Raw genomic sequence first — 12,468 nt, forward strand, 5'->3', positions numbered from 1 at the left:
GTCGCTGGCAATGAGGAGAGATGCGATGAAGCGTTTGCAGGCGGCTGTTGTGGCCCTGATGCTCGGTTTGCCGGCGGTGCCGGCGAGCGCGGGCGAGGCGGTGAACCTGATCCTCAACTGGACGCCGACGGCCGATCACGCGCCGTATTATTATGCCAAGGCGCAAGGCTGGTACGAGAAGGCGGGCATCGACCTCACCATCGAGACCGGCAAGGGCTCGGCCGTCTCCGCCGCCAAGGTCGGCTCCGGCGGCTCGCCGTTCGGCGTCGCCGATCTCGCCACCATGCTGGTGGCCAAGAGCAAGGGCGCCGACACCGTCGCGGTGATGAGCGTCTATGCCAACACCGGGCAGACGTTCTACTGGCTGAAGAGCTACGGCGTGAACGGCGTGAAGGATTTTGCCGGCCACAAGATCGGCAATCCGCCCGGCGATGCCTCGCGCGTGATGTGGCCAGCTTTCGCCAAGGCCGCCGGCATCGCGCCTGACGCCGTCGGCTTTGTCAATGTCGGACCGACCGCGAAGATCGCGGCACTGAAGAGCCACACCGTCGACATCATCAGCGACTTCTACAACGAGCACGACCTCAAGGTGATCGAGTTCGGCCAGGACCTCGGCTACGTCAACTGGAAGGACATCGGGCTCAATCCCTACGGCAATTCGCTGATCGTCAACGGCGCTTATCTGCAGAAGAACCCGAAGGTCGTCGAGGAGTTCGTGCGTGTTACGCAAAAGGCCTTTGCCGCCTGCGTTGCCGACGTCGCGCCGTGCCTGAAGGCGCTGCTCGACCAGGTCTCCGGTCTCGACCAGGCTAACCAGGAGCGCCAGTGGGAGCGCATCAAGTTCCTGATGACCGACGAGTTCACGACGACCAAGGGTCTTGGGTGGATCGACAGCGAGCGGATGAAGAAGGACTATGACCTGGTCCAGACTTATCTCGGCATGGAGAAGCCGTTCGACGTGACGACGGCGTTCACGACCAAGATGCTGGATCCCACCATCAAGATGGATGCGAGCAAGGTGAAGAAGTAGGGGGCGCTGCGCTCGCAATAGCGATGGGGAAACAGCTGCGCCATGCGCTGGTGCCCCGGACGCGGCGCAACGCGTAGCGGTGCGCCGCGTCCGGGGCCCATCTCTCCGCATCTTCCCGTGCCACCTTCTGCGTCCCGGCCTGCGCAGCAACGCTGACGCGTTGCAGCGCGTCCGGGACACGAGAGCGGCCCGCTCCTGCCCGACCCAGCCGCATAACCCCACGGAGAATTAACCGGCCGTTAACCATATCTGCCGCATCGTTAACCATTCAATAACAGGGAACGAGTCGGCCGCTATGGAGGCTGCAGTCAAACCTCAACGCCAAATGGTGCGCCTGCGCGGGCGGTCCTATGTGGCCTTCGTGTTCACGCCGACGGTTCCGGTGCAGGACTGGCTGCACGAGATCGATGCCACCATTGCGCGCTCGCCGGGCTTCTTTGCCGGCCGGCCCGTGGTGATCGACCTGTCCTCGGTCGATCTCAGTCAGGCCGGCATCGGCCATCTGCTCACCAGCCTTCAGGACCGTAACATCCGCGTGCTCGGCATCGAGGGCGTGGAGGAGGCGAAGCTGACGGCGATGATGCCGCCGCTGCTGTCGGGCGGGCGCAGCTGCGTGGTCGAGCCGAGTGCGCCGAAGAAGGTCGAGGCGAAGGCCGAGGCCAAGCCGACCTCGCTGCTGCTCGATAGCCCCGTGCGTTCCGGCCAGACCGTGATCTTCCCCGACGGCGACGTCACCATCCTGGGCTCGGTCGGCTCCGGCGCGGAAGTTGTTGCCGGGGGCTCCATCCATATCTACGGCGCGCTCCGCGGCCGCGCCATGGCCGGCGTGAACGGTCACACGAGCGCGCGCATCTATTGCCAGAAGATCGAGGCCGAACTGCTTGCAATCGATGGGTTTTATCAGACCGCCGACGATATCGATGCCGCTCTTCGTGGCCGGCCGGCCCAGGCCTGGCTGCAGGGCAACACCATGCGAATTACCGCGCTGAACTGACCAGAAGGAGATTTCAGAAATGGCCAAGGTACTGGTCGTGACATCAGGCAAGGGCGGGGTCGGCAAGACCACGACGACCGCCGCGCTAGGGGCTGCGCTGGCGCAACGCGGCGAAAAGGTCGTCGTCGTCGATTTCGACGTCGGTTTGCGCAACCTCGACCTCGTGATGGGAGCCGAGCGCCGCGTCGTGTTCGACCTCATCAACGTGGTGCAGGGCGTTGCGAAACTCCCGCAGGCGCTGATCAAGGACAAGCGGCTGGAGAACCTCTGGCTGCTGCCGGCCTCGCAGACCCGCGACAAGGACGCGCTGACGGAAGAGGGCGTCGGCAAGGTGATCGACGATCTGCGCGCCCGCTTCGACTGGGTGATCTGCGACAGCCCGGCCGGCATCGAGCGCGGCGCCTCCATGGCCATGCGCTTCGCCGACGAGGCCGTGATCGTCACCAATCCGGAAGTCTCCTCGGTGCGAGATTCCGACCGCATCATCGGCATGCTCGATTCCAAGACCGTGCGGGCCGAGAAGGGCGAGCGCGTCGAGAAGCACATCCTCATCACCCGCTACGATCCCTCACGCGCCGCGCGCGGCGAGATGCTGACCATCGAGGACATCCTCGAGATCCTCGCAACACCCTTGCTCGGGATCATTCCCGAAAGCCAGGACGTGCTGCGCGCCTCCAATGTCGGCACGCCGGTCACGTTGTCGAACGCGGATGGCGCACCGGCGCGGGCCTATATCGACGCGGCGCGCCGTCTGTGCGGCGAGACCGTCGCCATGCAGGTGCCGACCGAGCGCAAGGGTTTCATGGATCGTCTGCTGCGACGGAGGGCTGCATGAGCATGGGTCTGCTTCGGCTTCTCCGCGGCAACAAGGCCTCTGCACCCGTCGCTCGCGAGCGGCTGCAGATCCTGCTTGCCCATGAACGCGGAATGCGTGGCCAGCCCGATCTGCTCGGTGTGCTGCGTGAGGAAATTCTCGCCGTGGTCTCCAGGCACGTCACGCTGGACCCGACCAAGGTCATCGTCAAGCTCGAGCGCGGCGACGAGGTGTCGACCCTGGAGGTCGACATCGAGGTGCCCAACGATTTCGAGCGCAAGAAAGCGGCGGTCGCATAAGGGACGCGACCGGCGACTCCCAATTTGGGGTGGGTGAGAAGGCGGTCCGCTGGGCATAGCGGGCCGCCTTCGTTTTGGGACCGTCGGGGACGGGTGCGGAACGAGGTCCTGCCCTCAATCGTTATGACCAACCGCGGGAGCGATGCGGCCTGCGGTCTGGTCAGACGGGAGAGCGCCCATGATGTCCGAGGTCCAGGTCCACACAGTCGCGCGGCAGATGCTCGAGCAGCACGGCTTTGCTGCGATCGCGAAGGCCGCCGAGCAGGCCCAGGCTTGCGAGGGCCGCGGCGAGGCCGATGAGGCCAAGGAGTGGCGTCACATCGCCGACGCCATGAAGATCATGCGCGGGCCTGCCCACAGCTGACCGCAGGACCGGAAACGCTTCAGCGTTCCTCGCGACCCGACCCCCGTGGCGGGGATCGATGCTGCGTCTGCGGCTGATCGCGCTCGCCCGACTCCTTGCAGGGGAGCGGTTCCCACGATCCGTCCGGCGCCTGCTGATAAGCGCTGCAGGAGGACGAGGTCGATTTGTCCTCGCCCTTTTGGGCGTCGGAATTCTTTGCCTGTGCCGGGGTGGCCAGCGCTGCGCTCACCGAGAGCACGCCGGCAACGATGAGATGGGTCATCCGCATTGGCTTCTCCTGTGCGAAAGGAGCCCGCATGCTGGCGAGGAATGTGACAATTATTGGCCGAAACACGGGTTCCGTCGCGGTGTCCTTAACGCCGCGACAGCGGGCTCGCTAGCCGCCCTTGGCGCGGATCAGGCCGGCGAGGTTGGTCTTCTGGGCCTCGCACCAGTTGGGCATGCCGAGGCGGCGCTGGTTGAGATCGGTCGCCTGGGTCGCCACCGCGACCTCGGCCATCAAATCGTCGTCCTGCTTCTCGCCCATCTTGCCGCCGGTGTGCATCCAGGCGATCGCCTTGCGCACCTTCTCCGTCGTGCCCTCGGGCAGCTTCATCTGCTCTGCCTTCTGCACGAGATCCTGGTAGACGACATCCGTGCCCGGACATTCGACCTTGGCGGCGAAGGCCTGCAGGACCAGGGTCACATAGGTCGAGCGTGGATGGTCCTCGGCCTGGACCGGAGCGGCGATCAGCAACAGGCCAGCCATCAGGAAACCGTAGCGCATCCCAGGTATCTCCTCCGTTTTTTGGGAGGCTAGCGTCCGGCGGGTTGCTCCGCAATGCCGCGAAGGGCAAATTTGTCGCGCCCCGCTGCGGTTTGCTATCGTGGCCCGCATCCCGGCCTCGGAGAGCGACATGAGCCTGTTCAGCACGCCGTTCGATCCTACCCGCGACACCGCGCTCGTCACCGGCGCGGGCAACGGCATCGGCCGCGCCATCGCGCAGGCCCTGGTCGGCGAGGGGGTCCGGACCGTGTTCGCCGATATCAGCGCGGAACGGGTGAGTGCCGCGATCACCGCTAGCAAGAAGCCTGAGCTGGCGGTGCCCTGGATCGGCGATCTCGCCGAGCCCGATGCGTGCGACGAACTGCTCGCTGCGGCGGAGGCAGCGTGGGGCGGGATCACGCATTTCGTCCACAGCGCCTCGCCGCCGCGGCGGGAGGCCGATCACGCGCTCGCGGTCGATCGCAGGACCTGGCAGCAGATGCATGCCGTCAATCTCGATGCCGGCTTTCATCTGGCGCGCGAGCTCGCAACGCGGCTTATCGCGGCGAAGCGGCCGGGCTCGTTCCTGTTTCTCACCTCGCTGCATGCGGGCACGCCGCGCAACCTGCCGCATTATTCGACGGCAAAGGCGGGGATGGCGATGCTGGTGAAGGAACTGGCGAAGTCGTTCGGTCGCCACGGCATCCGCGTCAATGCGCTAGTGCCCGGCGCGATCGCAGCCGGCGGGTTCGTCGCGGATCCCGCGCTGGCGCGGCACATTCCGCTCGGGCGCCTCGGCGAGGCCAATGACCTTGCGCCTATGGCGCTGACCGTATTGTCGAACAAGCTCTCCGCTTACGTCACCGGCGCGGCCTTCGTCGTCGACGGCGGATTGTCGCTGACGAACTGGTTCGAGCCGCCGGCGCTGGAAGAGTAGTCAGCGTTGCCAGGCCGGCACGGGATCGAGCGGCGTGCGGTAAAGCTCGTTGTCGTCGCGATCGGTGACGCGCACCGCGCAACCCCTCTGCTGCAGCTCCGGTTTCACCTGCGACAGCTCGGTGGCGAGCTGGTCGGCTCGATCGGAGGCAACCTCGATGTCTTCGAGGATGATTCCGCCCTGGTTCCTGAACTCTCCACCAACCACAAGATCGAAAGAGTAGTACGGCATCCGAATTCCCCGGTGTGACGAGATGAGCTTCAGTGGAAGTCTCAACACATGTCGGATGGTACCACTGAGTCGATATCTATCGGGTGAACAGACCGCGCAATCTCTGTGCTTATGGCGCAGAAATGATGTGCAGCGTGTGGGGTCGTTAACATTTTATTAAACATGTCGACGCGATCATGAGGCATGGAATTGCAGCAGAACCGGGCTCCGGGAACCGGCAGCTGCAAGAGAAGGCCGCCGGCATAGATCCCGACGGCCTTTTCTCTTGAGCGAAAAAGTCGCTTATCCGTAATTGCCCGGACTCAACGCATCACATCGACCAGGACAGCCTATGCGACGTTGTCGCAGCGCGCCGTGCTGTTGCGTGGTCTCAGTCTTAGCGCAACGGCATCGGCGGACGCACGATTGGTCCGTCGTCATCGGCGACGGCTTGAGTCGTGGTAACAGGCGGGACCGGCGGCGGCACCGCGGCAGCCTGCGACGGCGGTGGCGCAAGCGGGGCGGGAGAATAGGCCGGCATGTAGGTATGCGACACGGCCGGTTTCGGTTTGCGAACCGGCGGCGGTGACGGAGCTCGCGGTGGGAGCGCAGCGGCGCGTGCGCGCGGATCGACCGGCTTGACCTCAGCTGTCGGCTTCGGCACGGGCGGTTTTGCCATCTCGCGCGCCATCTGCTCCTGTCCGGCCTTCAACTCGGCGATGCTGGCTTTGAGCGCTTCGATCTGCTGCGCCATCGCGGCGAGATCGTGCGTCATCGATTGCACCGACTGCGCTGCATCGGGCTGCGTCGCTGCAGGCGCAACTGCGGCGACCTGGACTGCGGGCGGCGTCGCAGATTGATCGGCCGTTTGATCGGTTGCCGCCTGCTCCGTGGGCGGTGCGGCCTGCGCGGCAGCGACCGGCGCGGTCTGCGATGTCGACGGCAGCAGCGACGCCAATGCCGGTGTCCATTCGGCGAGCATCTGCTTGGCGGCGTCGCCGTGTTGCGCCCAGACGATCGTGGCGGCCGCGCTGCCGCCCGCGAACAGAAACGTGACGAAAGCGCCGCGCAGCCACTTGCCGGCGGCGGATCGCTTCCGCGGACCGGCACCATCGTTCGCGGCGACGCGGACGGCCGTGTCGACAGAGGGCGGGGGTGCCGCCTGCGACTCCGAGATAGGACTGAACCTGGGCTCCAGAGAGATTTTGCGCTCGAACGAGGCTTTGGGCTCCGGCACGAATTTCGGCTCCGGACGGGTCGCGATGTCAGGTGCCAGCGCGGGCGCAACGCTGATGGGGCGCGAAGCCAGCACAATGTCGGGCGAAATCTGAATCGCGTCGTGCGGATCGTTGTCCTTGACCGTGTCCTTCACGATCTCATCGACGATTTGCTTGGGGTTCAGCGTCGCGAGCATCGCAGCTCCTTTGAAGCCGGGTGTTTGAAGCCCGGGCGCTTGAAATACTGGTCGTCCGCATTGGCGCGAGCCGATCTATTGAGGTGAGCCCATCCCGATGGGACGAGCTCGAACGATGACGCACGAGTCCAGCCGGGTTTGACCAAAGCAAGGCGAGGGGATGGAGATGATGCAACGCTCTTCCGCCGTTTGTGGTGATGGAACCCGCCTCGTCGAACACGCGCAATTGTTCCGCGCGGCCTTGTTTTCAGCACGATTTTGGCGGCATCTGGAAACGCTGGGGGCAGTGCTATCCGCTATCGGGGGCCGGCGCGGTGCCAAGATTACTAATCGCTCTATTCGCTGTTGCCCTGCTGCCGCTGGGCGGCTGCATGCAGACTACACTTTCGCCATCGACCGACGCGAGCATGACACCGCGCGACCGGCAGTTGCTCGCGCATACGCCTTACGCGCAAGCGAACGTGCCCGAGCAATTTCTCCGTCACGTCGTCGACTACCAGCGCAAGGAGCAGCCGGGTACCATCCTGGTCGATACCGACGCGCGCTACCTCTATTTCGTGCTGCCCGAGGGCAAGGCGATCCGCTACGGCGTTGCGGTCGGCGAGGAAGCCATGGCGTTCTCCGGCGTCGCGCGGGTCGGCCGTCTGGCGGAATGGCCGGACTGGGTTCCGACGGCAGATATCCAGGCGCGGCTCGGACCATATCCGGCACGCGTTCCCGGCGGTCCCGCCAATCCCTTGGGCGCGCGGGGCATCTATCTCTATTCCGGTAACAAGGACACGCTCTACCGCATCCACGGCACCAACCAGCCGGAATATATCGGGCAGGCGATCTCGTCCGGTTGTATCCGAATGCGCAACGAGGACGTGATCGATCTCTACGACCGGGTGAAGCTCAATTCGACGGTCGTGGTGCTGCCGCCGGGACAGAGCGCGCAGGCCGAGGCGGGCGGAAGCTGGCGCGGGTGAAGGCTCAGGCGCGCTCTGGTGCGGACGCGCGCGGTCTGATCTCGCTCTAGTCCTCAGGCCGGGCAATGCGCCATTGCAGCGTGGTTGCGGTGCCGTTGGCTTCACCTGGCGTCTTGTCGGCGGGGGAGGTGTAGAGCGGGCGATAACGGTACGCCCACATCTTGCTGCCGTCGTTGCGGCTGATCACCGTGAAGTCGCCGACCGCCCTGGCGTCGGCCGTCGCGGCGAGCGGTACCCAGCTCTCGGTACATTTGCCGTTGCAGTTCGACGTCTTTCCCGTGGTGTCGCGCTCGTAAGTGTAGAGCGTCATGCCCTTGAGATCGACGAGCTTGGGACCCTGCTTGGTGATGATCACCTTCGCCGGCGCGGTCGCCGCCTCAGGCTTGGGCGCAGGCGCGGCATCGCCGCCGCCATGGCCGTTTGCGAGCGCAAAGCCAGTCGAGAGCGCGATGGTCGCTGCCGCAATGACGAACCTGAACATCCTGATCTCCCGAACCGGCAAAGTTAATCGCGCGTTAAACGCAGAATGTTGCCGAGCGTAGCGGCCGAAGGTTAGTTCCTGGTTTCGCGATGCTGCGACAATCACCCGCACGGATACGGGATCATGCCTGCACGTGGCGCAGCGGCGCGCGGCTCAGATCGTTGCCGGCGGCAATCGCCTTGCGCAGCAGCCGCATCAATTCCTCGCCCTCTCTGTCGCTGAGGCCGCGCAGCAGGATGCGCTGGGCCGATTCCACTGATGGTGTGATCTTGCGCAGCGTGCGCCGGCCCTCGTCGGTGATCTCGAGCTCGCGGGCGCGGCGATCGCGGCTGGAGGCGCGGCGCTCGGCCAGTCCCTTCTGCACGAGGCGATCGATCACGCCGGTGATGGTGGTGCGGTCATAGGCGATCAAGCCTGCGAGCGTTACCTGGTCGAGCCCCGGATTGGCCTTGATGGTCGCGAGCGCGGCGTATTGCACCGGCGTGAGGTCGAAGCCGGCGTCCGCGACCTCGGCCAGGAACACCGCAACGGCGATCTGCTGGAACCGGCGCGCGAGATGCCCGGGCATATCGTTGTTATCTTTCACCGAATTCTCCTAGGAGCCAGGGGTGCACCGTCGTTGACAAGTATACTGATAGTCAGCATACTGAGCAATATCAAAACAGACACAGAGTTGACGGGAGAGGCGCATGCAATTCCATCTGAATGGATTTCAGCCGGGCGACCCTGACATCGCCGACCCCGCCGAGCGCGTTCAGGCCCCGGGCGCGGCGGGCGCCGTGCCTGACGAGGTCGATGTCCTCATCGTCGGCTGTGGCCCTGCGGGCCTCACGCTCGCCGCCCAGCTTGCGCAATTCCCTGATTTCAAGACCTGCATCGTCGAGCAGAAGCCGGATCGCCTGCTGGTCGGGCAGGCCGACGGCATCGCCTGCCGCACCATGGAAATGTTCCATGCCTACGGCTTCAGCGAGCGCGTGCTGAAGGAGGCCTATTGGGTCAACGAGACCACGTTCTGGAAGCCGGACGAGCGGCTGCCCGAGACCATTGTCCGCAGCGGAAGGGTGCAGGACGTCGAGGACGGGCTGTCGGAATTCCCGCACGTCATCCTCAACCAGGCGCGCATCCATGACGGCTTTCTCGATGTCATGCGCAAATCGCCGGCCAAGCTCGAACCTCATTACAGCCGCCGCCTGCTCGACCTCCAGGTCGATCTGGCGGCAGGTCCCGCCGATCCTGCCGTGACCGTGCGTCTGGAACGCCTCGACGCTGCGAACGAGGGGAAGGTCGAAACGATCAAGGCGCGCTATGTCGTCGGTTGCGACGGTGCGCGCAGCATGGTGCGAAAGTCGATCGGGCGAGAGCTGCACGGCGATTCCGCCAACCATGCCTGGGGCGTGATGGACGTGCTGGCGGTGACCGATTTCCCGGACATCCGCTTCAAGTCCCTGATCCAGTCGGCGAAGGACGGCAGCCTGCTGATCATTCCGCGTGAGGGCGGCTACATGGTCCGCATCTATGTCGAGCTCGCCAAGCTCGAGGTCGGTGAGCGCGTCGCGAACCGCAACATCACCGCCGACGATGTGATTGCGAAGGCGCAGCGGATCCTGAAGCCGCATACGCTGGAGGTGAAGGAGATCGCCTGGTGGTCGGTCTACGAGATCGGCCAGCGTCTCACCGACAAGTTCGACGATGTGCCGGAGTCCGAGATCGCATCGCGCCTGCCGCGTATCTTCATCGCCGGCGATGCCTGCCATACCCACAGCCCCAAGGCCGGACAGGGCATGAACGTCTCGATGCAGGACGCCTTCAATCTCGGCTGGAAACTTGCCGCCGTCCTGCGGAAGCAGTGCGCTCCAAACCTGCTGCATTCCTATTCGGCGGAGCGCCAGTCGGTTGCGAAAGAGCTGATCGATTTCGATCGCGAATGGGCAGGGATTTTGGCGTCGTCAGCAAAAGCGGGTGGCGCCGATGCCGCCAGGACGCAGGATTATTTCGTCAGGCACGGCCGCTACACCGCGGGCACGGCGACGCATTACACGTCATCGATCCTCACCGGTGCAGCCTCGCATCAGCGCCTCGCGCAAGGCCTCGTGATCGGCAAGCGCTTCCACTCCGCACCGGTGATCCGGCTGGCGGATGCCAAGCCGGTTCATCTCGGCCACGCCGCGCAGGCTGATGGCCGCTTCCGGATCTACGCGTTTTCGCCTGCCGAAGATCCTGCGGCCGCAGGCTCCGCCATTCGCGCGCTGTGCAACTTCCTCGCTGAGGCCCGGGAGTCTCCGGTGAGACGATACACCCCCGTTGGCGCCGACATCGACAGCGTGATCGATCTGCGGGCGGTGTTCCAGCAAAATCATCGCGAACTCGCCGTCGCGGCGATGCCGTCGCTGCTGCTCCCGCGCAAGGGGCGCTATGGTTTGCGCGACTACGAAAAGATGTTCTGTCCGGACCTCAAGAGCGGCCAGGACATTTTCACGATGCGCGGCATCGATCGGAAAGCCGGCTGCGTGGTCGTGGTGCGGCCGGACCAGTATGTCGCGAACGTGCTGCCGCTCTCCGACTTTGCCGGGCTTGCGTCGTACTTCGACGCGTTCATGTTGCAGGTCAACTAACGGTCCTTCAGCGCGCCATAGGCGGTGCGCCGATGAACGGCGGATGAATATTGAACCGCGCACGGGCGCGCATCTCGATCTTTCGATGGATGGCGCGCCGTACGCGGAACGCCTGTTCTGCTGGCGCGTTCCGCCTCTCAAAGGAGGACTGCGCCATGAAGTTCAGAACCGCTTTAGTTGCAGCATTGTTGCTGGTCCCGACGGCCGCGCTGGCCGCGCCGGGCATCGTCACCGTCTCGACCGGATTGCGGGCCGGGCCGGGGCCGGGCTTTCCCCTGGTCGATCGCGTCCCCGAGGGCGCCCGCGTCAACATCCATGGCTGCCTGCGCGGCAATGCCTGGTGCGACGTCAGCTTCTCCGATGACCGCGGCTGGGTGTCGTCGCAATATCTCGAATATCTCTACCGCAATCATTACATCTATCTCCCCGACTATGTCGATGAGATCGACGTTCCCGTCGTTCCCTTCGTGCTGACCTCGTATTGGTCCAGCCACTACGAAGGGCGTCCTTTTTATCGCCGCCACGCTTACTGGAATAAGTACTGGACCTCGCACGAGCGCGTCGCGACGCGGATGACGATTGATCCGCGTGCGGCTCGCATCGGCCGTGCGGCGACTCGCGATGCCGCAATCGCGCTCGAACGCAGCGGCGTGCGCGGTAAGGGAACCGCCACGATCTCAAAGCGTGACGCCGCGACCACACAGCACGACGCTGCGATCGCGAAGCGCGGCGCTGCTGTTATGCCCGACCGGACCCGCGCTGGACGAAACGAGCGCATCGCGCAAGAACGGACCAACGCGCAGAGCCGCAATCCGCGCGATGCACAGGCACGCATGATGCACGAGCGGGCTGCGACCCGCGCTCCGGTGCGTGCGCAGCCGATGGCCCGCGCGCACGAAGCGCCCCGCGTATCGGCCGCGCCTCCAGCGCGTCCGGTGATGCCGCATGTCGCCCAGCCAAACGTGAGCCATGGTTCGCCGATGAATGCCCGTGCGCAGATGCCGGCGCCGCGCGCCGCCGCGCCTGCAATGCCCCACGGCGGCGGGGGCGGTGCTCCGCATATCAATGCCGCCCCGCGTGGCGGCAGCGCCCCGGCGGCCGGCCCCGGTGGCGGACATCAGAGGCACTAGCATCGCAAAGGGAAGCCCGGCCCTGGTGCCGGGCTTTTTCCTCGCTTGTCGAGGCTTTTACAATTTAAGATAGTTCTTCGCTGGCAGATTTCATCGATCGTAACATGTCTACCCAAAGCTGTAAGCATCCACTCGGGGCAGCGGGGCACGGGAGGATGATATGAAACAGGGCCAGGCGGAGACGCGCCGCCAAAACGTCGCGAAGCGTTCGATGACGAAGGAAGCCAGACAGCTGACCGGCCTCATTGCCGGACTGCGCGAGTCCCTCGAAAGGATCCACAAGGAACGGACGGGCACAAAGCTCTCCGGCGCCGAGATGGGCATGCTCGACGAGCGCCGCAACAACCTGCTGCTCACCATCGCAGCCCTCGACGACCGCCTCTCTGCGGTGCAGGGGCTGATCGATCTCGGCCGCCCCCACATCATCCGCGTGCATTAGGGCTCCGGAATCGGGATGATCGGTTCCATCG

General features: G+C 64.9%; 16 protein-coding genes. 10 read left to right on the top strand and 6 right to left on the bottom strand.

The genetic code is table 11. The features are described 5' to 3' along the window. Positions 1 to 25 precede the first annotated feature (25 nt). The 5 genes from CIT39_RS15825 (at position 26) to CIT39_RS15845 (ending at position 3,501) form a co-directional block, all read left to right on the top strand. A complete protein-coding gene (locus CIT39_RS15825) occupies positions 26 to 1,030 on the top strand; it encodes an ABC transporter substrate-binding protein (RefSeq protein ID WP_094974419.1) in 1,005 nt (334 codons plus the stop codon). A 295-nt stretch (positions 1,031 to 1,325) separates the two neighbouring features. Next, positions 1,326 to 2,024 carry a septum site-determining protein MinC gene (gene minC / locus CIT39_RS15830; RefSeq protein ID WP_094974418.1) on the top strand — a complete coding sequence of 233 codons (699 nt, stop codon included), beginning with the start codon at positions 1,326 to 1,328 and terminating at the stop codon, positions 2,022 to 2,024. A gap of 19 nt (positions 2,025 to 2,043) precedes the next feature. Then, positions 2,044 to 2,859, top strand: coding sequence for a septum site-determining protein MinD (minD, locus tag CIT39_RS15835; RefSeq protein ID WP_094974417.1), 816 nt, complete (start codon positions 2,044 to 2,046; stop codon positions 2,857 to 2,859). After that, positions 2,856 to 3,137, top strand: a complete 282-nt coding sequence (minE, locus tag CIT39_RS15840) for a cell division topological specificity factor MinE (protein ID WP_094974416.1) — start codon at positions 2,856 to 2,858, stop codon at positions 3,135 to 3,137. Before minD ends, minE begins: the two co-directional genes overlap by 4 nt. A 178-nt stretch (positions 3,138 to 3,315) precedes the next feature. Continuing rightward, positions 3,316 to 3,501, top strand: coding sequence for a hypothetical protein (locus tag CIT39_RS15845; RefSeq protein ID WP_094974415.1), 186 nt, complete (start codon positions 3,316 to 3,318; stop codon positions 3,499 to 3,501). Positions 3,502 to 3,520: 19 nt separating this feature from the next. On the opposite strand, the gene CIT39_RS15850 is transcribed toward CIT39_RS15845, so the two are convergent. Further along, entirely contained in the window at positions 3,521 to 3,769 is a 249-nt protein-coding gene (locus CIT39_RS15850) for a hypothetical protein (RefSeq protein WP_094974414.1), read from the bottom strand. Between the two features lie 108 nt (positions 3,770 to 3,877). After that, the gene (locus CIT39_RS15855; RefSeq protein WP_094974413.1) at positions 3,878 to 4,267 is read right to left on the bottom strand and encodes a hypothetical protein; all 390 of its coding nucleotides are present in this window, start codon (positions 4,265 to 4,267) and stop codon (positions 3,878 to 3,880) included. 130 nt (positions 4,268 to 4,397) lie between these two features. Here CIT39_RS15855 and CIT39_RS15860 point away from each other — a divergent pair, with 130 nt between their 5' ends. Next, on the top strand, positions 4,398 to 5,183 hold the full coding sequence (locus CIT39_RS15860; protein WP_094974736.1) for an SDR family NAD(P)-dependent oxidoreductase: 786 nt from the start codon (positions 4,398 to 4,400) through the stop codon (positions 5,181 to 5,183). Here the strand turns inward: CIT39_RS15860 and CIT39_RS15865 are convergent, their stop codons facing one another. Together CIT39_RS15865 and CIT39_RS15870 are read right to left on the bottom strand one after the other, a co-directional pair. Then, complete coding sequence (locus CIT39_RS15865) at positions 5,184 to 5,414, bottom strand: DUF6894 family protein (RefSeq protein WP_094896824.1); 231 nt, start codon at positions 5,412 to 5,414, stop codon at positions 5,184 to 5,186. Positions 5,415 to 5,790: 376 nt separating this feature from the next. Further along, positions 5,791 to 6,807 carry a hypothetical protein gene (locus tag CIT39_RS15870; protein WP_094974412.1) on the bottom strand — a complete coding sequence of 339 codons (1,017 nt, stop codon included), beginning with the start codon at positions 6,805 to 6,807 and terminating at the stop codon, positions 5,791 to 5,793. Positions 6,808 to 7,121: 314 nt separating this feature from the next. On the opposite strand from CIT39_RS15870, the gene CIT39_RS15875 reads away from it, so the two are divergent. Then, complete coding sequence (locus CIT39_RS15875; protein ID WP_094974735.1) at positions 7,122 to 7,775, top strand: L,D-transpeptidase; 654 nt, start codon at positions 7,122 to 7,124, stop codon at positions 7,773 to 7,775. Positions 7,776 to 7,821: 46 nt separating this feature from the next. On the opposite strand, the gene CIT39_RS15880 is transcribed toward CIT39_RS15875, so the two are convergent. Both CIT39_RS15880 and CIT39_RS15885 read right to left on the bottom strand, forming a co-directional pair. Next, positions 7,822 to 8,256, bottom strand: coding sequence for a COG4315 family predicted lipoprotein (locus CIT39_RS15880; protein WP_094974411.1), 435 nt, complete (start codon positions 8,254 to 8,256; stop codon positions 7,822 to 7,824). Positions 8,257 to 8,377: 121 nt separating this feature from the next. Continuing rightward, entirely contained in the window at positions 8,378 to 8,842 is a 465-nt protein-coding gene (locus CIT39_RS15885; RefSeq protein ID WP_094974410.1) for a MarR family winged helix-turn-helix transcriptional regulator, read from the bottom strand. A 103-nt stretch (positions 8,843 to 8,945) separates the two neighbouring features. Here CIT39_RS15885 and CIT39_RS15890 point away from each other — a divergent pair, with 103 nt between their 5' ends. The 3 genes from CIT39_RS15890 to CIT39_RS15900 all read left to right on the top strand — a co-directional run bounded on the left by CIT39_RS15890 (position 8,946) and on the right by CIT39_RS15900 (position 12,437). Continuing rightward, on the top strand, positions 8,946 to 10,868 hold the full coding sequence (locus CIT39_RS15890) for an FAD-binding monooxygenase (RefSeq protein ID WP_094974409.1): 1,923 nt from the start codon (positions 8,946 to 8,948) through the stop codon (positions 10,866 to 10,868). A 155-nt stretch (positions 10,869 to 11,023) separates the two neighbouring features. Next, positions 11,024 to 11,998 (top strand): SH3 domain-containing protein, encoded by a 975-nt coding sequence (locus CIT39_RS15895; protein ID WP_094974408.1) that lies wholly within the window; start codon positions 11,024 to 11,026, stop codon positions 11,996 to 11,998. Positions 11,999 to 12,158: 160 nt separating this feature from the next. Beyond that, positions 12,159 to 12,437 carry a hypothetical protein gene (locus tag CIT39_RS15900; RefSeq protein ID WP_094974407.1) on the top strand — a complete coding sequence of 93 codons (279 nt, stop codon included), beginning with the start codon at positions 12,159 to 12,161 and terminating at the stop codon, positions 12,435 to 12,437. The last annotated feature ends 31 nt before the right edge of the window (positions 12,438 to 12,468 follow it).

Source organism: Bradyrhizobium symbiodeficiens (assembly GCF_002266465.3).
Classification (GTDB): Bacteria; Pseudomonadota; Alphaproteobacteria; order Rhizobiales; family Xanthobacteraceae; genus Bradyrhizobium; species Bradyrhizobium symbiodeficiens.

Bases quoted from the DNA above. Each gene is read 5' to 3' on its own strand.
- CIT39_RS15825 (WP_094974419.1), top strand. From the start codon at position 26: ATGAAGCGTTTGCAGGCGGCTGTTGTGGCCCTGATGCTCGGTTTGCCG.
- minC (WP_094974418.1), top strand. From the start codon at position 1,326: ATGGAGGCTGCAGTCAAACCTCAACGCCAAATGGTGCGCCTGCGCGGG.
- minD (WP_094974417.1), top strand. From the start codon at position 2,044: ATGGCCAAGGTACTGGTCGTGACATCAGGCAAGGGCGGGGTCGGCAAG.
- minE (WP_094974416.1), top strand. From the start codon at position 2,856: ATGAGCATGGGTCTGCTTCGGCTTCTCCGCGGCAACAAGGCCTCTGCA.
- CIT39_RS15845 (WP_094974415.1), top strand. From the start codon at position 3,316: ATGATGTCCGAGGTCCAGGTCCACACAGTCGCGCGGCAGATGCTCGAG.
- CIT39_RS15850 (WP_094974414.1), bottom strand. From the start codon at position 3,769: ATGCGGATGACCCATCTCATCGTTGCCGGCGTGCTCTCGGTGAGCGCA.
- CIT39_RS15855 (WP_094974413.1), bottom strand. From the start codon at position 4,267: ATGCGCTACGGTTTCCTGATGGCTGGCCTGTTGCTGATCGCCGCTCCG.
- CIT39_RS15860 (WP_094974736.1), top strand. From the start codon at position 4,398: ATGAGCCTGTTCAGCACGCCGTTCGATCCTACCCGCGACACCGCGCTC.
- CIT39_RS15865 (WP_094896824.1), bottom strand. From the start codon at position 5,414: ATGCCGTACTACTCTTTCGATCTTGTGGTTGGTGGAGAGTTCAGGAAC.
- CIT39_RS15870 (WP_094974412.1), bottom strand. From the start codon at position 6,807: ATGCTCGCGACGCTGAACCCCAAGCAAATCGTCGATGAGATCGTGAAG.
- CIT39_RS15880 (WP_094974411.1), bottom strand. From the start codon at position 8,256: ATGTTCAGGTTCGTCATTGCGGCAGCGACCATCGCGCTCTCGACTGGC.
- CIT39_RS15890 (WP_094974409.1), top strand. From the start codon at position 8,946: ATGCAATTCCATCTGAATGGATTTCAGCCGGGCGACCCTGACATCGCC.
- CIT39_RS15895 (WP_094974408.1), top strand. From the start codon at position 11,024: ATGAAGTTCAGAACCGCTTTAGTTGCAGCATTGTTGCTGGTCCCGACG.
- CIT39_RS15900 (WP_094974407.1), top strand. From the start codon at position 12,159: ATGAAACAGGGCCAGGCGGAGACGCGCCGCCAAAACGTCGCGAAGCGT.